We start from the raw sequence: 24,364 nt of genomic DNA, 5'->3' as shown, positions 1-24,364 counted from the left end.
CCCATAATCTGAGAAAACTGCACCTCAAACAGCAAAAAGCAGCTGCATAGCAAGCAAAAAGGGTCAAAAAGCACTCCCAAGAGCGGCTTTTTGACTCTTTTAATCAAACCAGGCTTCTATGAAGTCTGAAAAATCTAAAACGGCCGATTTACAGCCAAATCGATTCGGGGCTTTTTAGTCAGCCCCAACGGGGCGTTGCCCCGGACCATGGATGATGGACCACAGACTCAGTTGGGCGTAGTCTCCGACTATGTCCGAGCGACAACTGGTCTCTGACCAGTAAGCAACATTAAAGCGACGTCACACAAGCCGGTCGGAGACCGGCACCCACTCGGACGTAGTTAGAAACTACGCCCAACGGGGCGTCGCCCCGGACCATGGGCGAAGATCACGCCGCATGCGCTACTCAAACATCCCGGCCTCCTTAATCTCGCGAAACGGCCTTTCAAAAAATTCCATCGTCGCCCGATTAAACTCTTTGGCGTAATGCACCAGCGTCGAATGCCCCGAATTAGGCAAAATCCACAAGTACGACTTCGGAATTGCCCTGGCGATCTGCACGGTATGTTCAGGAAGAATTACATCATGATCGCCACCGATGATGAGCGAGGGGCAATGCACCTTGTGCAGCTGTTCGAGCGAGATGTTCGGTTGAACGGCCATCAGGTGCATGAGTTTCTTTTGATTGCGTTTCAAAGGGTCGGAGATTTGGGCACTCAGGTCGGCATCCCATTCGAGAATCTTTTTATACGTCCATGGGTTCAATGCCGTGGAATCCGGCCAGAGATTGGCGCCGGTGGCGGCCAGTTTCCGCACTTTTTCGGGATGGCGCAATGCCAGCAGTATGGCATTGATCCCTCCGTCGCTCCACCCTATCACATTGCATGAATCAATTTTAAGGTGTTCCAGCAAACCGTGCAGGTCGTCGGCCATCATTTCGTAGGATAGCGAGTCTCCGGTGTCCGTAGACCTTCCCTGCGCCCGGCTGTCGACCAGTATTACTTTGTAAGACTTCGCGAATGCAATGAGCTGGTGCCTGAAATCGCGCATCGAGCCTCCGTTACCGTGGATAAACAACACGGGCTTCCCGGCGCCGTAAGTTTCATAATACAATTTCACGCCCCGCAGATCGGCGAAATGGCCGGCTTGGGCATTGCGACCCAGTAATGCGGTATCCGGCTTCACCCGCGCGGGTGCCTGCGCATATACATGAGCGCACGCCAGCCACCCGCAAAGGAGCAGGAGATTTAGTTTCATTTCCAAATCAGTTTTGAGGTTCGTACTTGCCAAATGTACGTTCCAAAAACGACTCTATCCTGGCTTTTTGCCGCAAATGGTGCCTGAAATGCATTTCTGAAAATTGAAACCATTCTTCCGCGCACAGGTAATGCAGGCCCGGGTGCCGGGCTTTGCCGTGAAACAGGCTCCGGGCGATCAAAAGATCGGTTTCCGCAACCAGCGTTTTCAGCCGGACGAGCCGGTCGATAAGGAATTGCTTGCTGCCCGGCTGGCGGACAAATGCATTGGACGGAGGCCCTTCCAGGATCGCGTCGGGAAATGCATTGTTGCGCAGCATGGCTTTGGCCTCGGAAGAGCATTCTTCCATGGCATGGTCGTTCGACGCCAGGCATACTTTGATCTGACTGAAATAAAACTCCGTTTCGTCCAGAATGTGCATATATACCTGCCCCAGCGACCAGGCAGCAGGCCCCGGCTGGGCAAGTAGCCGGGCAATATCGTAAGGTTCCAGCGATTGCAACCAGATATCGATGGTGTGGTGATAGTCCTTAACCCTCATGTTTCAATAGGTGCTGATGATATTACAAACCTAACCCGATCAGCGCTGAAATTGCGCGGGGTTTAACGACAATCAGCGGTGGTATTTGCGCCAAATGTGAGGCCGCGTGACAAGTCGGCGGAGGGATAGTCGGTATAGCCCCCATCGCCGCCCTGGTAATAAGTATCCGGATCACCTGCTGCGAGCGGGATGCCGAGACGAAAACGCTCCGTCAGGTCGGGGTTCGCAATATAGGGTTTGCCAAATGCAATCAGATCGGCAAGACCGGCCTGCAATGCCATTTCAGCCGTTTCGGCGGTGCAACCTCCTGCGAGGATGATCAGCCCGTCGTAGCGCCGACGCAAATCACGGATGTAAGCTTCCGGGATTTTACCATGGCCCACCGGTCCCTGGTCGGACAAATGAATATACAGAATGCCCATTTCCTGCAAAGCATCCACCATGTACCGGTGCGTTTCGGCCTCTTCGGCATAATCCGGCAGGTCATTAAGCTTCACAAATGGCGAGAGGCGAATACCCGTACGCTCCTTCCCGATGGCCGCCACCGTACCTTCCACGATTTCGAGCAGGAAACGGCTGCGCGCGGCAATGCTTCCGCCATAGGCATCGGTGCGGCGGTTGGTATGCGGGTGCAGGAACTGTTCGGGCAGGAAACCGTGTGCGCAATGTATTTCCACCCCGTCGAAACCAGCTTCGATGGCATTGATAGCGCCATGAATATGCTCGTCGATCAACCTGCGCACATCGGCAACGGATGCCTCCACAGGTTCGCTGATGGGCAAATGGATTTCACCCGCCGTCCGCATAAGTCCTGCCGCCGTCACCGCCGAAGGTGCGATCAGCGGCTGTTGTCCTTCATTATTGAGGTAATGCCCGATGCGTCCCGCGTGTACAAGCTGCATAAAAATCCGGCCGCCGCGCGCATGTACCTCGTCGGCCACGCGTTTCCAGCCGTCGATTTGCGCCCGGTTGTAAATTCCGGGGGTGCCCATGTAACCGATACCATTCGGCGCCACGGCGGTATTATCGGTGATGATCAGTCCGGCCCCCGCCCGTTGCCCGAAATACAATGCCGCCGAATCGCCGGGAACACCGTTCAATGCCCTTCTGCGGTTCATGGGGGCCATTACGACCCGGTTTGACAATTCAAGTCTGCCCGTTATCAGTGGTGTCAATAGTTTTTTCTCCGTATTCATAAATCACTTTTTTGAATACAAAACTATCCGCACCGCCAGCTCCCGGACAGTGACATTGCGTGGTTTTTTCGGTATTTTTACAGGTTATGAAACAAAAGACACTGCATCAGCCCTTCGAAGTTTACGTAGCCGACATGGATTGCTGGAACGAGCGGCCATTGATCTACCACTTCTTCGAGATCGTCCGGATCATGGACGGTACCGGCACGCGAGAGACGAACCGGAACCGGTTCCCGTATCGGCCGGGCAGCATTTTTCTCTTTACGCCCCTGGATTGCCGCGGCTTCGACGTCGAGACGTCCACCCGATTCTGCTCCATCCGTTTCTCGGAAGTGTTTTTATCCGAATACAAAACCGAGCAGGACAAGGAACGGGTAACGGCGTGGCTGAAACAGCTGGAAACGATTTTCGCGCACCATAACCGTTTCGAAGAACTCCTCATCCGCAACGAAGGCGATTGCAAAATGATCGCCTCGCTGATTGCCCACCTGATCACCGAATACGAGCAGCGGCAACCGGGCCATGAGGAAAACCTGCGGCACCTGGTCACGCTCATCCTCAATGTGATCACGCGCAATGTGCAGGACGGTCGCACGGCCGACAGCCCGGGCGCGAGGGAAGCGCTTATCAACCGGGTACTGCTGCATATCCAACGGCACATTACCGACCCGGAAAAATTACGTGTCGATTACCTGGCGGAACAATTCAACCTGTCGCCGAATTACGTGGGTGAATATTTTCGGAAATACACGGGAGAAAGCCTGCAAAGCTACGTCGCGGCCTCGCGCATTAAATTGGTAGCGCAGCGGCTTACCCAAAGCAACCTTACGGTAAGCGAAATCGCCGCCGAGCTGGGCTATACCGACGAAAGCCACCTCAGCCGGCAGTTCCGCAAACATCACGGCACCAGCCCGTCCGCGTTCCGGAAAGGCCTCGTGATAGCAGCCTGACGCGTCAGAGAATGCCGTTCGCCGCAAACTCCCGGGGCGTCATATTGTACAGGTCGCGGAAGCATTTGGCGAAATAGGAAAGGTTGTCAAAACCCACCGCGTAGGCCGCTTCCGACACGGCAACACCGTCAGAAAGCAATGCAGCCGCTTTTTTCAACCGGTAATTACGGATCAGTTCCACCGCCGAAAGGTCCGTCAGTGTTTTGAGCTTCCGGTTCAGGCTGCTGTTACTCATGCCGATCTCGCGGATGAGCTCGGTTACGCCAAAATCGGGGTCGTCGAGGCGGGTATCGAGTATACCATGTAATCTGTTCAGGAACGGGTCTGTCACCACCTCCTGGTCCGCCGGTAATGCGGCCGGCGTCGCGAACACCGCCCGCAGGTGCTCGTACAGGCGCGTCTGCCTGTCGAGCAGGTTACGTATGCGCAGGCGCAGCTCGGGCAGGTGAAACGGCTTGGTAATGTAGTCGTCCGCGCCGAGTTCAAGCCCCTCCACCCTGCTTTCCAGGGCCGATTTGGCTGTCAGCAGCACCACCGGAATGTGGCTCGTTTCGAGATTGGATTTAATATATTTACAAAAAACATAACCATCCATCACCGGCATCATCACATCGCTGATGATCAGGTCGGGCATGATTTCTGCGGCCATCGTGAGCCCTTCCTCTCCATTCCTCGCGTGATAGAACCGGTAAGTTTCGGCCAGGCTGTCGGATACAAATTCGGCCAGTCCCGCATTGTCCTCCACCAGCAGTATTTTGGGCAACAATGCTTCACCATAAGAACCTTGGCCGTTTCCATTGATTTTCGGGGCCGCATGCTCCGGCACATGCCCCACCTCGCCACGGCGGTAAGGCAAAGCCACCTTGAAAACGGTATCGAAGCCATCCACACCGCTTTTGACCGAAACAGTGCCACCCTGCAACCCGACCAGCTCCTTTACAATAGCCAATCCAATGCCGGTGCCTTCGTGGTAGCCCGTCGGCCGGTCGGCCTGGTAGAAGCGGTCGAAAATGCGGCCTAACTGCGCATCCGGGATTCTTGCACCGGTATTCGCGACGGCGATTTCGGTACCATCCGTGCTAGCATGCAATGTGACCAATATCCGCCCGCCGTCATTCGCAAACTTCACCGCATTGGAAAGCAGGTTCGTGACAATCCTTTCCAGTTTTTCGTGATCGAACCAGTAATACCGGCTTTCGAGGGAATTTTGAAACTCCAATTCGACATTTTTAGCCTCCGCAGCCATTTGGAAAGAGCCTGTCAGCATTTCCACGAAATCCACGAGATCGCCCCAGGCCGCATCGACTTGCGTAGTACCGGCTTCGAGTTTGGAAAGATCGAGCAACTGGTTGATCAGCCCGAGCAATTGCCGCGCATTCCGGTCGATCAGCGAGAGGCGTTTATTATCCTTTTGTTCACGCGGTTCTTCCAGCATTTGTCCCGCAGGCCCGAGGATCAATGTAAGTGGCGTCCTGAACTCATGGGTAATGTTCGAGAAAAACCGGGTCTTCATTTCATCCAGCTCGCGCAGCTGCCCGGCCTCACGCGCTTTCAGGTCTATTTCTTTTTGTTTAAATAAAATAGATTGCTGCATGCGGACGCGGTTGATATAAACCCGCAACAAACCATAAATCACGCCCAGAAATACCAGGAAATAGAGCCCGTAAGCCCACCACGTCTGCCACCACGGCGGACTGACGCGGATTTGCAGCGCCCGCACCTGCGTACTCCATACACCGAGCGTGTTCGACGCATTCAGCCGCAACACATAATGCCCCGGCCGGAGATCGGTGTATTTGGTAACGGGCGTTTCGGTTTCGATCCAGTTTTCATCGACGCCTTCCAGCTGGTAGCGATAGCGTATTTTATCGCTGCGGTTGTACTGCATTGCGGCGAATTCGATCGTGAGAAAGTTCTGCCAATGCGCCAGATCGAGCGATTGCATTACAGCCACGGGTGGCTCCCCTGCCGACAGGCGCGGGTCCAAAGGCGCATTATTGATCGAAATGCCCGTAATATATACCGGCGGGCGGTACGTGTCTTCGTTCGGTTGTTTGGAATCGAATGCGGTAATTCCCTCCATGCCACCCAGAAAAATGCGACCGTCGGGCAATGCAAGGGCATGGAAACGGTTGAACTCGTCGGCCATCAGGCCGTCCTCGCGGGTATAGGTCCGTGTGCGCAGGGTGTTCCGGTCGACCTGGCTTAACCCCTGATTGGTCGCTACCCACACATTGCCACGGAGGTCGGGGATGGCCGCATATACCACGTTATTGGGCAGGCCGTTTTGCCGTGAAAGTCTTTCGCAATGGCCCGTCCGCTTGTCGAACTTGCAAAGCCCGCCGCCGAAAGTGCCTATCCAGAGCAGGTTTTCGTCAAGCGGGTCGGCATAAAGGCAGTACAGGTTATCGCTGCTCAGCGAACCGGCGGGTGCATTATAGCCGTACCGCCGGACTCCTCCTGTCGCCTTGTCGATCCGGTAAAGTCCGCGCATGGTGGTAGCCACCCAGATGAACTGCCTGTCGGCCACTATTTGGTAAATACCCGATTCGATGCGTGGCCTTATGGCGTGCGGAAAACGCGTCCACGCGCCGCTGCGATAAGAGTACAAAAGGCTATCGTACATGGCCCACATGCGACCGTCGGGGTCTTTCGCAAGGCTGATTGCCAGTTCCGAGCGTTTGATATCTTTTATTTCAACCGGAAACGGGATGGTTTGAATGCGCCTCGTCGCCAGGTCGAGGGTGTAGAGCGGCGTTCTGCCCGCTGCGAACCACATTTTCTGCGGGCTCTCGAATGCGTATCGAAAATTATAAGAGAAAAGATCGGCCGGCAACCCGGCGATTTCGGACTGGGGAACTTTCAAAAAGTATTGCAGCAGGTCGGGAATAAAGTCGGAGGAATAAGGTTTTGTGATAAAATAGCTCGCCCTGAGATTGTATTTACGTATCCCCTGCCCGTTGGTACCCGCCCAGAGCACGTCGGAGCGGTCGATAAAGAGGCTTTTGAATTCGTGTACATCCGGCTGGACGGGAAATTCGGTCAGGCTGCCGTCGGTACCGAGCCGGTAGAGTCGGTTCATCCTGAAAAAGTACACACTACCCTTGCTGTCGGTCACGATGGGGTGCCTGTACTGGGCCTCGGTATCGCGCACGAGCGTGCGGAGCGGGCCGGTGCCTGTCGCCGGGTCCAGAAGGGCCATTCCGGTATCGTAAAGCAGCAGCAGACGGCCGTCTTTCAGGCCTTTCAGCGCATTCACCCGCTCATCGATGCCGCCCGATAGCGTGGCTGAGCGGTATTTTACAAAAGCGTCCGTTCCTTTTTTTTGTACAAAAAGACCATTGTTCGTTACCGCCCAGATACGGCCCTCCCTGTCCTCGCTTACCAGGCGTACGTGCGCTTCGGCAATGCCGCTCGTGTCGCCTGCCGAGCGATGGAAACTCCGCATTTTGCGCGTGTCGAGATGTATGTAGTCCAGGCCGCCGCCGTCCGACATCAGCCATAGGCGACGCTGCCTGTCGGCGTACATATCCCTCAAAAAACGCTTTCCGAATTGCTGCTGGTAGAATGCCTGACGCGAGAAATTGACGAATGTTTCGCGTACGGGATCGAAGAGGTCTATCTGCCCCTGATCCGAAGTAATCCAGATTTGCCCGCTCGCCGTGGTTTGCAGGTTTTCCAGCCCTAATGAAGAAAGCGATGCCTCCGCCGCGTCCGACGGTTGGAATACCCTGAAACTCCTGCCATCGTAACGGCATAACCCGTCGCGCGTGGCGAGCCACATAAACCCGCGGCTATCCTGGACGATGCCCGGTACGAAACCTTGCGGAAGGCCCTGTCTGGCGGTGATGGTTTCGGGTACGGGGAAACCCGTCGACTGCGCGTATAGCCTGCCCGGCACGCCCCGGCAGACAGCCAGCCCACACAGCAGCAAAACGACAAGAGGTCGGATCATGTAGAATTTCTTCAATTGGCAGTGCTATCAGGCTAATTTACGACAAAATGGCCTCCTGCGATTAAATTTGAACAGTTTATGACTAAAAATTGACAATTCCACAGCGCACCTGCATTCCATATTGCGGGCTGAAATGAACACGTATCATTCCGGCCTAGACTATGAAAACACAACTACTACGACCCCTTTTCACACTGTTCTGCGCACTGCTGGTCGCCACCATCGCCCATTCGGCGGTGATTTACAACAACACGTTCCCCAACAGCAATTTCAACACCCCCACGTCCATCAACTCTAATCTGACGAGCGCGTGGACGGGGATCGGCGACACACCGTATGCGTACGGGTACAACGGTAACAACTGTATGGCACTCTCTGCGCACAACCATGTCTATGTGCTCACAATTAACATTAAGGAAGGTTTCCAGGTTGAGCTGACCAGCATTACATTCAACAAGTTTTCCTCCGACAATGCGACTTTCCAGGTCCAGGTCGACGGGGTGAATTACGGATCATCCTTTACGTCGAGCCTTACAATGGCCAGCATAACCCGCACCAAAACCGTTTCCAATCTCCGGAACCGCATGGTAGTCCGGATCGCGGTGACGAACAGCACTACACCCAACCAAAACTACTCGGGTATCGACAATTTTGTCCTGAACGGAACCGTAACCAGCTACGACCCGGCCGCCGAAGCAAAGCCCGACGCGAATGGAATTCTGTACGTGGATGCCGGTGTAAGCATCCCCGGCGACGGCAGCAGCTGGAACCACGCGCTCAAACGCATGTATTATGCAACCCGCGCCGCCGCTTTGAAACCGGCTGTGAAACAAGTGTGGGTGGTAGCCGGCACCTATGAAACCGAGCAGGAGGATACACCATTCACACTCACCGACGGGGTGGGTTACTATGGCGGCTTTTACGGTGATGAAGACGACCTCCGCCAGCGAAGCATCATGTCCAACCAGACCATTCTCAAAGGCCGGGGCGGCCATGTGATCGCTGCCGCCGGCGCGGGCGCGAGCACGAGGCTCGACGGTTTCGTCGTCACGGCGGGAACCGGTCTTGCGGCAGGCGGGGCCAGACGGGGCGGGGGTTTATACATGAACAATTCAACGGGTATCATCGCCAACTGTATTTTCTACGACAACCACACCTTGCCGTCCGCGGCCGATGGGAAAGGCGGCGCGATTTATCTCCTCAATTCCAGCCCGACGATCCTCCAAAGCCTTTTTGCAGGCAATTCGGCCAAGGGTACGGCTTCGGGCATGGGCGGGGCGATTTATGCCGAGAATTCATCGCCCGTGATCCGCAACTGCACGTTTTCGACGAACGAAACCGGCGGAGGTTCGGCCCCCGGCAACGGGGCAGCCATTTTCGCGGCGGGTAGTTCGTCACCCGTGATCGAGAACAGCATTATCTGGGGCAACACCGATCCAGCATCTCCCGGCGGCAACAGCGCCATTAGCGGCAGCGGCACGCCAACGGTGTCGTACTCGCTCGTTCAGGGCGGCTTCGGCGGGGGTACCAACATCCTCGATACCGATCCGCAGTTTACCGACCCTTCGCAAAACAATTTCATCCAGCGTAAGGGAAGCCCTGTGACCGACGCGGGCAAGCCGGGCACGGACCTCTCGGATTTTCCTAAAAATTACGACGACACGCCCGTCGCGCTCGACGATAGCCGCAGGCTCACCAGTACAGGCATAGATCTCGGGCCATTCGAAGTAACGCCGAGCGCGATCTGGTATGTAAATGCCACGAGCACCGCCCCCGATCCTTCCGGCGACAGCTGGCCCAATGCATTTGCCACCATTCAGGCCGCGATAGATGTGGCTACCGAAGGCGATCAGATATGGGTCGCACGGGGTGAGTATCCCATCGGTACCAATCAGATGGCATTTCTGCATGGCGTAAAAATATACGGCAGTTTCGCGGGGACCGAAACTACCCTCGGACAGCGCACATTACCCATTGCCCACGGTGACCCCGCCACCGCCTCTGTGATTACGTCCGACATCGGCCCGGCCATTAACAATGACGGGAATGGTTTGACCCATGATGATATTTTCGACGGATTTACGGTAACGGGCGTATTCGGCGGCAACGGAGGGGCGATGCGAAATTCCGGCTCATCGTCACCCACCGTCTCCAATTGTGCTTTCCTAAGCAACTATGCGACTTCCGGCGGGGCGGTATACAATGAAGGTGGCGCCTCGCCGCAGTTTATCAATACGATATTCAGAGGCAATTCGGCCAGTTTCGGCGACGGCGGCGCGGTGGCTAACCGGATATCCTGCAATGCCGTGTTCATCAACTGCCTCATCGCCGGGAACTCGGCAAGTAACCATGGCGGGGCTATCGAGAACGACGGGAGTATAGTGCTCGTCAACTGTACCATCACCGGCAACCAACAGAACTCCGGCGGCGTGATCAGCGGATTTGAAGGCCCTGTCGTCGTTCGCAACAGCATTATTTATGGCAATGGCAGCGGAATCGGCAGCCAGGAAAGTACCATTTCTGTTTCATACAGCCTGGTGGAAGGCATGAATGCCAGCGAAACCGATCACAACCTGGCCGGTACCACCAACCCGCAGTTTGCCGGGGCGGAAGACTGGCGGCTGCTCCCCTGCTCGCCCGCCATCAACCGCGGTACCAACGAAGCACTGGGCGACCTCCTCACGCCCGCTACCGATCTGGCGAACAACACCCGCATTTACAACACCCAAACCGACATGGGCGCCTACGAATTGCAGGCAATCACGGGCCCGGGCACATTACCCGTGAGCGGCGAGCAGGCGACCCTTCCCGTATATGCGGGCGCAACCGCCATCACCAGCGATTGCAAGACATTCGGCCTCATCGAACCGACCGGCACGCCGGGATCGCTGGGCAATGTGACGATCAAAGCCTTCCTGGCGCCGGGCAATACCGTTTCCGAAGGACAGAAGGTATTTGTCAAAAGACATTATGACATTACCCCGACCGGTACCGACGGCCCGGCGAAAGTGACCTTGTTTTTTGCCAAAGCGGATTTCGAAACTTATAATACTGCCTATGGCAACGCTAACAATGCCTCCCTCCCGGCCAACCTGAAAGTGGTACAATACCATGGTACCAGTCCGTACGGGTTTCCGGGCACGTATTCGGGCCCTACCCAACTGATCACGAACGTAACGGTCACCGAAAGTGAAGACCACACCATGTACCTCGTTTCATTCCAGGTAACCGGGTTCAGCGGGTTCTTCATTTCGGGGCAATCCGAAGCCGCATTGCCTGTTACGCTCGTGTCCTTCCAGGCTAAAAAACGGGAACAGGAAGCGCACCTGCAATGGCAGACCACCTCGGAAATCAACAGCGACCGGTTCGATATCGAACGCAGCGCCGACGGCAAGCAATGGCATCTCCTGGGCCAGGTAACGGCCAAAGGCGGCGAAGCAACCACTACCGACTATTCCTATACCGACGCCTCTCCACTAGCCGGTACCAATATGTACCGGCTTAAAATGATCGACCAGGGAGCAGACGGCCCATTCGCACACAGTCGCATTGCCGTGCTGGAATTTGAAGGGGAAAAGATGGCTGTTTACCCCAATCCCGCGGTAGGCGTACCGACCGTGCAGGTGAAGGGGATGAAACCCGAAAACGTGCGGGGCATCAGGCTGTTCGATGTGAGCGGAAAGGCGCTGCTGCCGCCCGTAATACGGCAGGGAAGTATGGATATCCGCCAGTTGCGGGCGGGCACTTATGTGGTCGAGCTCGAAATGAGCGACGGCAGCCGCCAGAACCTGAAACTGGCCGTGGGGCAATAATTACAAACGCGAATACTCAACGTTCATAAAGAAGGGGCAAGGGCGATTGAAAAATCTGCACTTGCCTCATTATAATTTAGGGGTTTTAAGATATTGATGCTACTTTGAGAACCGGCATTAACCCGAAAATCTTAAAATCACAATGTCTCCAAACCCCTGGCTGGCCGCCGTTAAACGCATTCTCGCATTATCCCAAACCGGCCTCGCTTTTCAACCCGGTGATTATGACCGCGAACGGTATGAAGAGATCCGGCAGATCAGCATTGAGCTATTGGCCAATATCAGTAATGCTCCGGTAGAACAGATTATCAGCCTGCTACCCCACGAAATAGGCTATGTGACGCCGAAAGTCGATATCCGCGCCGTGATTTTCCGCGGCACCGACGAGGTATTGATGGTACAGGAAAAAATCGACAACGACCGCTGGACGTTGCCTGGCGGCTGGGCGGATGTGGGTTACACACCGTTTGAAGTGGCTGTGAAGGAAGTTTTCGAAGAAACCGGCCTGCATGTGGATGCTGTTCGATTACTGGCGGTTTTTGACAAAAGCAAACACGACCACCCGCACGAGCCCTGGTACGTTTACAAATTCTTCATTCTCTGCCATATCACGGGCGGCGAAATCCTCGAACAAACCACCGAAACTTCCGGAGTGAGCTGGGTGAAGTTCGGAAACCTGTCCGGGCTGGACATGTCGGTGAACCGGGTTACCTATTCGCAGATCGCCCAGCTCCTCCCCTTCGCCGCCGATCCCGGGTTGCCGGTTTTGTGTGATTAAAAAGGGATGAAACATTTCCTGAAAAGTTTGAAGCAAAATTTGAAAAAGCCCTTTTTGAAGTTTAATATAAACAATTGAAATACAGATAGTTAATTACTATTCTCGTCCAATGTAAAATTTAAAAACATTTGGTACGGATTCGAAAATAGTTTGCCCGGAGAGCCGGTAGCTTCGTCAGAAATTAATTCCAAAATCATGACAAGCAAAAAGGTAGTCTTCTGGGCATTCACAGTCGCGCTGGGCGGTTTTTTATTCGGTTTCGATACGGCGGTCATTTCGGGCGCGGAGAAATCGATCCAGCAATTGTGGGGCCTCACCACGGTACAGCACGGGTTCACAGTTTCCATCGCATTGATCGGCACGGTCCTCGGGTCGCTCACCGGCGCCATTCCCTCCGAGCGTTACGGGCGCAAGTACACCCTCTTCGCCATTGCCGTACTTTACCTGCTTTCATCGATCGGTTCGGCGCTCGCTTCCGACTGGATCTCTTTCCTGATCTTCCGCTTCCTCGGCGGCATCGGCGTAGGCATTTCGTCGGTCACCGCGCCATTATATATTTCCGAAATCTCTCCGGCCAATTCCCGCGGCCGGCTGGTAGCGATGTTCCAGTTCAATGTGGTGCTGGGGATACTCATTGCCTACCTGTCCAACTTCCTGCTCGTGGGCATGGGCGACAACGACTGGCGCTGGATGCTGGGCGTGCAGGCATTCCCGTCGCTGGTTTTCCTGGTAGCGATCCTTTTTGTACCCGAAAGTCCCCGCTGGCTCATTGTAAAGCGGGGCAGAGTGGAAGAAGCGCGGCATATATTGTCCGTCGCCAATGGCGGAATAGATGTGAGCGGCATTGTTTCGGATATTCAGAACTCCGCCCATGCAGGCTCTCGGAGCGGAAACAGCATTTCGATTTTTTCATCCCAATACAAACTACCGCTGGTGCTGGCGCTGCTCTTTGCCTTTTTTAACCAGGTTTCGGGCATTAATGCGATCATTTATTATGCGCCCCGCATTTTTGAGATGGCTGGTCTGGGCAAAAGCTCGGCATTGCTGTCGTCCGCGGGTGTGGGGCTGGTGAATTTCTGTTTCACCTTCATAGCCATAAACCTGATCGACCGTTTCGGCCGCCGGACGCTGATGTTCATCGGGTCGTTCGGGCTGATTGCGACGCTCGGACTCGTGGCGCAGGCATTTTACAGTGGTAACCTGGGCGGTTACGCGGTGCCGGTGTACCTGTTCATTTACATTGCCTTCTTCGCATTGTCGCAGGGTGCGGTGATCTGGGTATTTATTTCAGAGATTTTCCCCAACCAGGTACGCGCCGCGGGGCAGTCGATGGGCAGCTTCATGCACTGGCTGCTGGCGGCGGTGATCGCCTTCACATTCCCCTACATCGCCGAAACGCTGGGAGGCGGCAACACCTTCATGATTTTCTGCGGCATGATGGTGCTCCAACTGGTTTTCGTATGGAAGCTCATGCCCGAAACCAAGGGTACCTCCCTCGAACAGATCGAAAAGACATTCATCCTTCATTAAATCTCCACTCTAACCGATTATATATGACACCGAAACTGACTGTTTTTGGGGAAGTGCTCTGGGACGTGCTGCCCGACGCGCGCCTGGCCGGCGGGGCTACCATGAACGTCGCCGCACACCTGCAACGCTACGGCATGGACGTTTCCTTCATCAGCCGCGTGGGGCACGACGAGCTGGGTGCCGAACTGCTCGCGTTCATGGCGCAGCACGGGCTCGATACGCAATGGGTACAAACCGGCGAGACGCATCTGACCGGCATTGCCAAAGCCAACGTGTCGGACAGCAACGAGGTTACCTACAAAATCCTCCACCCGGTGGCCTGGGATTACATTCAGTTCGATGCCGCTGCCGGACAGCGGATTGCCGACAGTGGTTTCTTCGTGTACGGAACGCTCGCCGCCCGCGACCGCACCTCGCGTGACACGCTCCTGCGCTACCTCGCCTACGCCCGTGTACGCATATTCGACGTGAACCTGCGCCCGCCGCATTACACCCGCGAGCAAGTGCTCGAACTGCTCGGTTTCGCCAATATCGTCAAAATGAACGAGCACGAAATCCGCGAAGTAACCGGCTGGCTCACGCCATTTGAAAACGAAAAGCAGGCCATGGCATTCCTGATCGACCATTTCAAACTGGATATGCTCGTGCTTACCCGCGGCGCGGAAGGCGCGATGGTGCTTACCGGCACCGGCGAATTCCACCGGCATGCCGGGTTTACCGTGGAAGTGGCCGATACCATCGGCAGTGGCGATGCATTCCTCGGCGCATTCCTGTATCAGACCGCAACCGGGCATTCTATTTCCGATTCGCTCGAATTTGCCTGTGCGGCCGGTGCATTCGTAGCCGGAAAAGCGGGTGCATTACCAGCATTCGGCGAGACCGACATTCAGGAATTTATACACGCGCCGATCGTCCACTGATTTTCAACGACTCTTTTTAATCGAAAACACTATGAGAAAATTTTTACTGCTGGTGGCCTTCGCGGTCGCCTGCGTGGTGCAACTGCCCGCCCACGCGCAAAACAGGGCACAGATCAGGGGCGTCGTCAAGAGTACCGACGGCGAACCGCTTCCCGGTGTGAACGTCCTCGAAAAAGGGACCTCAAATGGTGCCGTTACCGACGTTTCCGGAGCATATTCGATCTCTCCGACCGGCGCCCCGGCGGCCCCCGGGGCGACATTGGTATTCTCCTACATCGGCATGCAGACGAAAGAGGTGGCGACAGGTAACCAGACGGTCATCGACGTTACCCTCGATTACGACCAGAAAAGCCTCAACGAAGTGGTGGTAGTGGGTTATACTTCTTCCAAAAAAGAAGACCTCACCGGCGCCATTGCCGTGGTGGACATGGCCCCTTTGAAAAACATCAGCTCCGGTAACCCGATGCAGGCATTACAAGGCCGCGTACCGGGTTTATACATTGAAAAAACCGGTTCGCCGAATGGTACCAACTCCCGCATCCTGATCCGCGGCGCAAATACCCTCGGCAACACCGACCCGCTCTACATCATCGACGGCGTGCCTACCAAGCGCCCGGAGGTATTTCAGGGACTGAACCCGAATTCCATCGAGTCGATACAGGTACTGAAAGATGCTTCGGCATCATCCATTTACGGTTCGCGGGCTTCTAACGGGGTGATTATCATTACTACCAAAAACGGCGCGAATACCAACGGGAAGATCAATATCGACTTCAACACCAGCATTTCGACGCAATCGGAGAAATATGCGCGGTTTAAAATGCTGAATGCCGTCGATCGCGGACGGGCATTGTGGCAGGCTTCCGTGAACGATAAGGTGAATCCCGAGGATGGCTACGGTGCATTGTACCAGTTCGACTGGAACAAGGATTTCACCAATCCCATATTAAAAGGTGTAAAAGTACAGCCGCTCGTAGGGGGCAATGCCAACATGCCCGCCGGCGATACCGACTGGCAGAAGACGATGTACAAAACCGGTATCGTGACCAACAACGAATTGACGATTTCTGGCGGTAACGGTACATCTTCACTGCAAATCAATGTGGGTTATTACAAAAACACCGGCATGCTCCGCTACACCGATTACGACAAGATCAGCGGGCGTATCAATGGCCTGACCAATGCATTCGACGGCAAACTGAAAATCGGCGCGAATATGCAGATCGCTTCCTCGAACGAGACGCTCGCTTCGACCGACATCGGCGGTGCCGCCACGCCCGGCCTGGCGGTTACCCTCGCGCCGACCATTCCCGTGTATGCCAAAGACGGCTCCTGGGGCGGCGCCATCGGCTCGGGTTACTCCGACCGCAATAACCCGCTCCATATGCAGGAGATCAACAAATGGGACAATGCGCACCGCCTGACGCTGTTTGGTAATGTATTTGTGGAAATCCAGCCAATTAAAAATTTCTTCCTCAAAACCAGCCTCGGCGCGGACAATGCCGCATTCCGTTTCAAAAACATCGAACAATCCTTTGAAGAAGGCTCGTTCGGTCGCGCCAACAACAGCCTGACCGTCGATCAGAACCGCTACCTGAGCATTACCTGGTCCAACACGGCACGTTACAATCTGGATTTGGGCAATAACCATTTCAAGTTCCTGGCAGGGATCGAAGCCATCAAAAACGACTCCGATTTTGAAATAGCGCGAAAAGAAGGCTTTGCCGTGCAAACGAAGGAGTATTTTGTATTGAATGCAGGCACCGGCAATACCAATGTGACCGGCTCGGGCTCAGGCAGCAGGTTGCTTTCCCAATTCGCCCGCATCGATTATGGCTTTTCGGACCGCTACCTGGCCGCCATTACCATCCGTCGCGACGGTTCTTCCCGCTTCGGTTCGGAGAATGCGTACGGTATTTTCCCGGCGGCATCGGTGGGCTGGCGCATCGATAAGGAGCAGTTTTTCAAAGGAGTAACCAAAATAAGCAACCTGAAACTGCGGGCCGGGGTCGGCAGGGTTGGTAACCAGGAGATCGGTGACCTCGCCCGATTTGGATTGTACGACACGCGTTACGGCGCACGGCAATCGCAATTTCCGAACGGCCATAACGGCTTTTTCGACCAGTTTTACAATATCGGTACCGCCTACGATCTTAACGGCGCCAACACGGGCAACCTGCCTTCCGGCTTCGTGTCGATCCAGGGCGCTAACCCGAATTTGAAATGGGAAACCACCGACGAAGCCAACTTCGGGCTCGATTTCGGGCTTTTCGACGGGATGATCCAGGGATCGTTCGACTACTTCACCCGTAAAACGAGCGACATTCTTATTACCCCGCCGGTTGCCTCCGCGGTAGGCGAAGGGCAGCTGCGCGTATTGAATGGCGCGGCCAAGTCAAACAGGGGTTTTGAATTTTCAGCCGGCTACTATGCCCGTCCCAAAGGCGATTTTACCTACAATATCATGGCTGGTGTGAGCCGCTTCCGCGACAAGATCACCGAGCTGCCCGAAGAAGTGCGTGCCGCCTACCCGGGCAATGCGATCCAGACGATCCTGGGCCATTCACAGTTCGATTTGTTCGGTTATAAAACCAATGGCCTCTTCCAGAACCAGGCCGAAGTAGACGCCGCTCCCGCACAGGTGGGCGCAGGCCCGGGCCGCATTCGCTACGTGGATACCAACGGGGACAACCGCATCGACGACCTCGATCGTGTGTTTTTCGGCACTACATTGCCCGCATTCGAATACAACCTGAAAGTGGAGGCATTCTACAAGTCGTTCGACTTCTCGGTCTTCGGCTCGGGCATTGCGGGCCGGAAGGGTTTTGACATTTATACTTTCTATAACAACTTCATCCGCGGCCGCGAGAACGTGGGCCCGGGGGTGTTCGATGCCTGGTCGAAGACGAATACCGGTTCCAAAATCCCCGCATTATCGCTTTCCGATGCCAATAATGAGACGCGCACTTCGGATTATTTCAATGTAAATACTTCCTATTTCAAACTGCGCAACATCCAGCTAGGGTACGCATTGAGTTCGGAGCTGACACAGAAGATCAAACTGCAACGCGTGCGGATGTACCTGATGGCCGAAAACCTGTTCCTGATCAAATCGAAACAGTTCACCGGTCCAGATCCCGAGCGGACGGACATCAACGCGATCCCGATCCCGCGGACATTCACATTTGGTTTGAACATTTCTTTCTAATCCTGAAATCTCGTTGTTATGAAAAGCAAATACCTATTCGGTATGATCGCCAGCGGCACGTTGCTGATCACTACTTCTTGTAACGATTTCCTCGATTACCAGCCGCAGGGGCTGCTGTCGTCGGAAAACGTTAAATCGGCCTCCGCAGTGGAATCGCTGGTGACGGCCGCCTATGCCGGCATCGGCAACGACGATATGATCGGTCCCATGACGAGCATGTGGGTGTACGGCAGCGTGCGCTCGGATGATGCCTACAAAGGCGGCGGCGGCGTGTCCGACGTGGCGGAAGTGGATTTCTACGAGCATTACAACCTCACCCGCCCTGACCTCGGCCTGATGCACCCTTTCACCTGGGAGAATTTTTACAAAGCCATTTCCCGCGCCAATGCGGCGCTCACGAGCCTGAATGCACTGACCGACGCCGAGTTTCCGCTCCGCGCTACCCGGATTGCCGAAATGCGTTTCCTGCGCGGGCACTCGCATTTTATGCTCAAAATGTTGTTCAAGAATGTGCCTTATGTCGATGAAAAACTGTCGAGTGACGACATTCTGAAAGAATCCAATGTACGGTACAACAACGACGAGCTTTGGAACAAAATCGGTGAGGACTTCCAGTTTGCAGTCGATAACCTGCCGCAGAAACAGGCGCAGATCGGTCGGGCGAACAAACTTTCCGCGGCTGCTTATCTTGCCAAATTACGGCTTTTCCAGGCCTATGAGCAGGATGCGAACCATAAAGTGACGGGCATCAACAAAAACCGTTTGCAGGAAGTGGTAACCCTCACCCAGCAGGTGATCGCCTCCGGCCAGTACAGCCTGCAACCCGATTTCGCGGAGAATTTCATCGCCGAAACCGAGAACGGCCCGGAATCCATTTTCGCGATCCAGTACTCGATCAACGATGGTACCGCCGTGGGTCGCCTCAGCTACGTAACTGGCCTCAATTACCCGCACGGCGCGCCGCAATACGGCTGCTGCGGTTTCCACCAGCCCAGCCAGAACCTCGCCAACGCCTACCGCACCGATGCGAACGGCCTTCCGCTTTTCGAGACATTCAATGATAAAAACGTGGATTTCGCGACCGAAACCGTCGACCCGCGCGTCGACCACACCATCGGTATCGACGGCCATCCTTACAAATACGACGCGACCAAGCCGTTCAGCAATAGCTGGGTGCGCGACCCGGGCGTGTACGGCTTTTTCCATACGATGAAGGAACAGCAACTGGCTACCAGCGCCTCCTACCATAAAGAAGGGCCATTTATCGGCAGTTCCAAGAACATCGACATTATCCGCTACGATGATGTGTTGTTAATGCAGGCCGAAGCTTACATCGAACTCGGGCAGCACACATCGGCTCTGCCGCTGATCAACCAGGTCCGCAAACGCGCCGCGGCGAGCACCGGACGGTTGAAAAAGACGGACGGCAGCCTGCCTTCGAAATACAATATTAAAGAATACAGTGCTGCCGGCTGGACGCAGGATTTCGCCCGAAAAGCCATGCGCTGGGAAAGAAGGCTCGAATTCGCGACCGAAAGCCCGCGCTTCTTCGACCTCGTCCGCTGGGGTATCGCAGAGCAGACTTTGAATGCGTATCTTGAAAAGGAAAAGGTTAGAAGGCCGTTCCTGGCAACTGCTAAATTCACTGCGGGACGGGATGAATACCTGCCCATTCCGCAGCGGGAGATTAGTTTTACGAAGGGGCTTTATGTTCAGAATCCGGGGTATTGATTGGAAGGTTATTAATATGAAGTTGTATTAAAAAAAGCAAAACGACACTAATTGTCAGCCTGAGCGAACCGGGCCGCCGGGCGGTCGAAGACCCTAATTGTCAGCCTGAGCGAACCGGGCCGCCGGGCGGTCGAAGGCCGTTGCAGTACCGGCCTTCGACTCCGCTGACATAACTCCGCTCACGCTGACAACTCCATTACGCCGACAACATTATCACAACCAAAAGATGCATATGAAAAAACTCATAATACTAGCCGCTTTACTATCCTCGCATTTCGCCCACGCCCAGGACACGCCCGAAAAGTACCGCCCGCAATTCCACTTCACACCGAAGGCCCATTGGATGAACGACCCGAACGGGATGGTGTTCCATAATGGCACCTACCATTTGTTCTATCAATACTACCCGGAGGCGAAAGTCTGGGGCCCGATGCACTGGGGGCATGCCACGAGCAAGGATATGGTGCATTGGAAAGAACAACCCATTGCCCTCTACCCCGACAGCCTCGGTTACATTTTCTCCGGCAGCGCCGTGGTGGACGTAAACAACACCTCCGGCTTCGGAAAGGATGGCAAAGCACCGCTGGTAGCGATTTTTACGCACCATAACCCGGTGATCGAGAAGCAAAAAACCGGCCTTCACGAATACCAGAGCATTGCATACAGCCTCGACGACGGTGCTACCTGGACCAAATACAGCGGTAACCCGGTACTCCCCAACCCGGGCATTACCGATTTCCGCGACCCGAAAGTGCGCTGGTACGAACCGCAGAAAAAGTGGATCATGACGCTCGCTACCAAAGACCGCATTACCTTCTACTCCTCTCCCGATCTCAAAAAATGGTCGAAGGAAAGCGAGTTCGGGGTCGATGCGGGCGCACACGGGGGCGTGTGGGAATGCCCGGACCTGCTCCCGCTCACGCACGAGGGCAAGCAGGTATGGGTGCTGATCGTCAATATCAATCCCGGAGGCCCCAACAAGGGCTCGGCAGGCCAGTATTTCCTTGGTGATTTCGACGGTAAAACGTTCTCTGCCTATTCCAAAGAAACCAAATGGCTCGACTGGGGTGCCGATAATTACGCCGCCGTGACCTTCTCCAACACCGGCAACCGAACGCTGCTGATGGGCTGGATGAGCAACTGGCAATATGCCAACCAGGTACCCACCGACCCATGGCGCAGCGCCAACACCATTTCTCGCGAACTGGGCCTGAAAGCCGTCGGAAAGGAGCTGTACCTGACGTCGGTACCCGCCAAAGAGCTCGACGGAATCAAAGCGGAAGGGTATTCCAAAAAGAATGTCGCCGTAAAAGCGCCGGTGGACCTGGCTCCAAAAGGTGGTAATGCATCCGGCCTGTTCCGCCTGGATCTGAAAACGGCTACCGCCGACGATTTTGAACTTGTACTTTCAAATAACGAAGGTAATGAGCTGCTGATCGGCTACGACAAGGCCGCCAACCAGTATTATATCGACCGCTCCAAATCGGGTAAGACTGATTTTGAGGCAGGTTTCGGACAAAAACACAATGCTCCGAGGCTTTCGAAAGATGGCAGGATTGCATTAACGCTCGTCGCCGACGTGGCGTCCGTGGAGATATTCGCAGATGGCGGACTTACCGTTATGACCGATATTTTCTTCGCGGACAAGCCGCTTTCCGGGTTGAGTATCCGATCGTCAAAGGGTATTCAACTGGAAGATTTGCAATATCACGCGCTGAAACCGTCGATCGAATAGCCGCCTTTAAATGTAGTATATTTGAAATATGAGACTCGCGCTGATCGCTTTCCTGTTGCTGACGTTGTTTACCGGCTGTGCCGAAAAACAGGGAGACGATTATATCATCGGGTTCTCGCAATGCACCGGTGACGACGAATGGCGCCGGGCAATGCTCGACGGTATGCAGCGCGAGCTCGCATTTCATAGTAATACCAGGCTGATTTTCAAGGACGCACATGCCAACAGCGCGGTGCAGGTGAAACAGATCGAGGAATTGCTCCAAAGTAACATTCAACTGCTGATCGTATCGCCCAACGAGTCTGACCCGCTTACGCCGGTGATCGAAAAGGCTTACAAGCAGGGTATTCCCGTGGTGGTGGTCGACCGGCGCACTTCTTCGCCCTATTACACAGCTTACGTGGGCGGGGACAATTACCAGGTAGGCAAAACCGTCGGTGAATATGCCACCACTTTGCTCGGTGGCAAGGGTAAAATGATCGAAATCACGGGGCTACCCCGCTCCTCGCCCGCATCCGACCGTCACCGCGGCCTTGTAGACGCGCTCGCGACCCGGCCCGGCATTCAGCGCGTGGCGACATTGAATGGGCAGTGGGAAAAGGATATCGCCAAAAAGGAACTCCGCAAAGCCCTTCCGAACTTCCCCGACCTCGACCTGATCTTCGCACAAAACGAGGTAATGGCGATGGGCGCACGGGAGGTTTGCAATGAAATATTCCCCGAACGCAAGATCCGCGTGATCGGTGTCGACGGGCTGCCCGGGCAGTTCGGGGATATCCAGATGGTGTACGACGGCCACATTACCGCCACCGCACTTTACCCTACCGGCGGCGAGGAGGCGGCGCGGGTAGCGATGAATATCCTTGAAAAACAGCCCTATCAGAAAGAAAACCTCCTGCAAACTGCCATTATTGATTCGTCGAATGTGCGGATGATCAAAATGCAGACCGACAAGATGATCTCCCAGCAGAACGACATCGAGCGCCAGCAGGCACGGATCGACGAACAACTGGAAATCTACCATACCCAGCGTGGGTTGCTTTATGTGATGACCGGCCTGTTCATTGTCTCGATCATTCTTGGCTCGGTCGCGTTGTATTCGTTGATCGAGAACAAGAAGATCAACCGGGAGCTGAATTCCAAAAACACGGAAATTGTCATCCAGCGGAACCGCATTCAGGATATTGCCGAAAAGGCACAGGAGGCGACGGAATCCAAATTCCGGTTTTTTACCAACATTTCCCACGAATTCAGGACGCCATTAACCCTGATCCTCGCACCCGTGGAGGAACTTTTAAGACAAAAAAACGAAAGCCCGGCGGTTAGGAAAAACCTTTCCCTCGTACAAAAGAATGCGCGGCGGCTGCTTTGGCTCGTGAACCAACTCATGGATTTCCGCAAGATCGAAAGCGGCAAAATCCGCTTGCAGGTGGCAGAAAACGACATTATAGCATTCATCAGCGACCTGATGCTGCCCTTCGAGCAGGTGGCCAAAAAGCGCAGGATCGATTTCCGGCTCATTACCCCGATGCAGGAATTGAAAGTCTGGTTCGACAAAGACATGATGGACAAGGTGCTTTTCAACCTGCTTTCCAATGCATTCAAGTTCACTGCCGACTGGGGGCATATTTACATTCATATCACCCAAACCGCCGGTGAAGTAGTGATAAAAGTGCAGGACAATGGCTCCGGATTGAGCGAGGCCGACATTGCCGGAGCATTTGAAATGTTTTACCAGGGAAAAAATTCAACCAAAGGTACCGGCCTCGGACTGCCGCTTTCACGCGAGTTTGTGGAATTGCACCAGGGTACCATCACCGCAGACGGCAAGAAAGGCGAAGGTGCGACTTTCACCGTCGCGTTACCGCTTGGCAATACCCATTTCCAGCAGGAGGATATGGCCGATCCTGCTGCCGATACCATCGAAAAATCCGTCGCGTGGACAGCCACAGGCACTGAAAATGACCATCAAACCAGCCAAACAGAGCGCCAGGACCTCCCAACTGTGGTGCTGATCGAGGATAATGAAGATTTGCTCGGTTTCATGACCGGCCTTTTGCAAAACCAGTACGAAATCATCACCGCCGCCGACGGCAAGAACGGCCTCGACCAATGCTTCGACACCGTACCCGATCTGGTCGTTTGCGACGTAATGTTGCCCGGAATGGACGGTTTGCACATCACTTCCACGCTGAAAGCCGATATGCGCACGTCGCACATTCCGGTGATCCTGCTTACAGCCAGGAATACCCAAGAGCAGCAGGTCGAGGGCATGCAGGCGCGGGCGGACATGTACGTAACCAAGCCTTTCAGCCCCCAATTCCTGCAAGAAAGCATTCGCAGCTTATTGACCAACAGGCAGTTGCTGCTTACTGCACAAGTCGGCCGGAGCATCGGAGACAGCGAAGCCGGATTGTCCCGCCTCGACAAAAAGTTCGTGAACGAACTCCGGGCACTCGTCGTTTCGCGGCTGGCCGACCCTACCCTTACCGTAGAATCCATCGGCAAGGAAATGGGCCTGTCGCGCGTGCAGCTTTTCCGCAAAACCAAAGCATTGCTCGGCGGCGGCACCAACGACCTCATCCTGAACCTCCGCCTCGAAAAAGCCTGCGCATTACTCCGCAACCCCGATCTGACCGTCGCGGAGATCGCCGACCAGACCGGGTTTGCTTCGCAGAGCTATTTTTCTACTGTATTTAAAACAAGGTTCGGCGTATCGCCGAAGGACTGGCGGCTGGTAAAGAGCTAATG

General features: G+C 54.8%; 13 protein-coding genes. 9 read left to right on the top strand and 4 right to left on the bottom strand.

Features of this window, described 5'->3' with window-relative positions; genetic code table 11:
• Positions 1-402: 402 nt before the first annotated feature.
• The 3 genes from BMW93_RS07080 to BMW93_RS07070 form a co-directional block, all read right to left on the bottom strand.
• Positions 403-1,257 (bottom strand): alpha/beta fold hydrolase, encoded by an 855-nt coding sequence (locus BMW93_RS07080; protein WP_229240239.1) that lies wholly within the window; start codon positions 1,255-1,257, stop codon positions 403-405.
• Positions 1,258-1,264: 7 nt separating this feature from the next.
• On the bottom strand, positions 1,265-1,798 hold the full coding sequence (locus BMW93_RS07075; protein ID WP_090374478.1) for a DinB family protein: 534 nt from the start codon (positions 1,796-1,798) through the stop codon (positions 1,265-1,267).
• Positions 1,799-1,860: 62 nt separating this feature from the next.
• Entirely contained in the window at positions 1,861-2,994 is a 1,134-nt protein-coding gene (locus tag BMW93_RS07070) for an alkene reductase (RefSeq protein ID WP_090374477.1), read from the bottom strand.
• An 86-nt stretch (positions 2,995-3,080) separates the two neighbouring features.
• Between BMW93_RS07070 and BMW93_RS07065 the strand changes: the two genes are divergently transcribed.
• On the top strand, positions 3,081-3,944 hold the full coding sequence (locus tag BMW93_RS07065) for an AraC family transcriptional regulator (protein WP_090374476.1): 864 nt from the start codon (positions 3,081-3,083) through the stop codon (positions 3,942-3,944).
• A 4-nt stretch (positions 3,945-3,948) separates the two neighbouring features.
• On the opposite strand, the gene BMW93_RS07060 is transcribed toward BMW93_RS07065, so the two are convergent.
• Positions 3,949-7,899, bottom strand: coding sequence for a hybrid sensor histidine kinase/response regulator transcription factor (locus tag BMW93_RS07060; RefSeq protein ID WP_143061617.1), 3,951 nt, complete (start codon positions 7,897-7,899; stop codon positions 3,949-3,951).
• Positions 7,900-8,060: 161 nt separating this feature from the next.
• Between BMW93_RS07060 and BMW93_RS07055 the strand changes: the two genes are divergently transcribed.
• The 8 genes from BMW93_RS07055 (at position 8,061) to BMW93_RS07020 (ending at position 24,362) form a co-directional block, all read left to right on the top strand.
• Positions 8,061-11,711, top strand: a complete 3,651-nt coding sequence (locus tag BMW93_RS07055; RefSeq protein WP_090374474.1) for a right-handed parallel beta-helix repeat-containing protein — start codon at positions 8,061-8,063, stop codon at positions 11,709-11,711.
• Between the two features lie 142 nt (positions 11,712-11,853).
• Complete coding sequence (locus tag BMW93_RS07050; RefSeq protein ID WP_090374473.1) at positions 11,854-12,489, top strand: NUDIX hydrolase N-terminal domain-containing protein; 636 nt, start codon at positions 11,854-11,856, stop codon at positions 12,487-12,489.
• A 195-nt stretch (positions 12,490-12,684) separates the two neighbouring features.
• The gene (locus BMW93_RS07045) at positions 12,685-14,019 is read left to right on the top strand and encodes a sugar porter family MFS transporter (protein WP_177194037.1); all 1,335 of its coding nucleotides are present in this window, start codon (positions 12,685-12,687) and stop codon (positions 14,017-14,019) included.
• A 23-nt stretch (positions 14,020-14,042) separates the two neighbouring features.
• The gene (locus BMW93_RS07040) at positions 14,043-14,939 is read left to right on the top strand and encodes a carbohydrate kinase family protein (RefSeq protein WP_090374472.1); all 897 of its coding nucleotides are present in this window, start codon (positions 14,043-14,045) and stop codon (positions 14,937-14,939) included.
• Between the two features lie 31 nt (positions 14,940-14,970).
• Positions 14,971-18,147, top strand: a complete 3,177-nt coding sequence (locus BMW93_RS07035) for a TonB-dependent receptor (RefSeq protein WP_090374471.1) — start codon at positions 14,971-14,973, stop codon at positions 18,145-18,147.
• An 18-nt stretch (positions 18,148-18,165) separates the two neighbouring features.
• The gene (locus BMW93_RS07030) at positions 18,166-19,878 is read left to right on the top strand and encodes a RagB/SusD family nutrient uptake outer membrane protein (protein ID WP_090374470.1); all 1,713 of its coding nucleotides are present in this window, start codon (positions 18,166-18,168) and stop codon (positions 19,876-19,878) included.
• A gap of 232 nt (positions 19,879-20,110) precedes the next feature.
• A complete protein-coding gene (locus BMW93_RS07025; RefSeq protein WP_090374469.1) occupies positions 20,111-21,613 on the top strand; it encodes a glycoside hydrolase family 32 protein in 1,503 nt (500 codons plus the stop codon).
• A 28-nt stretch (positions 21,614-21,641) separates the two neighbouring features.
• The gene (locus BMW93_RS07020) at positions 21,642-24,362 is read left to right on the top strand and encodes a substrate-binding domain-containing protein (protein WP_090374468.1); all 2,721 of its coding nucleotides are present in this window, start codon (positions 21,642-21,644) and stop codon (positions 24,360-24,362) included.
• Positions 24,363-24,364: the final 2 nt, after the last annotated feature.

The organism is Dyadobacter sp. SG02 (assembly GCF_900109045.1).
Taxonomy (GTDB): domain Bacteria; phylum Bacteroidota; class Bacteroidia; order Cytophagales; family Spirosomataceae; genus Dyadobacter.
This window is presented reverse-complemented; position numbering and strand designations above follow the sequence as displayed.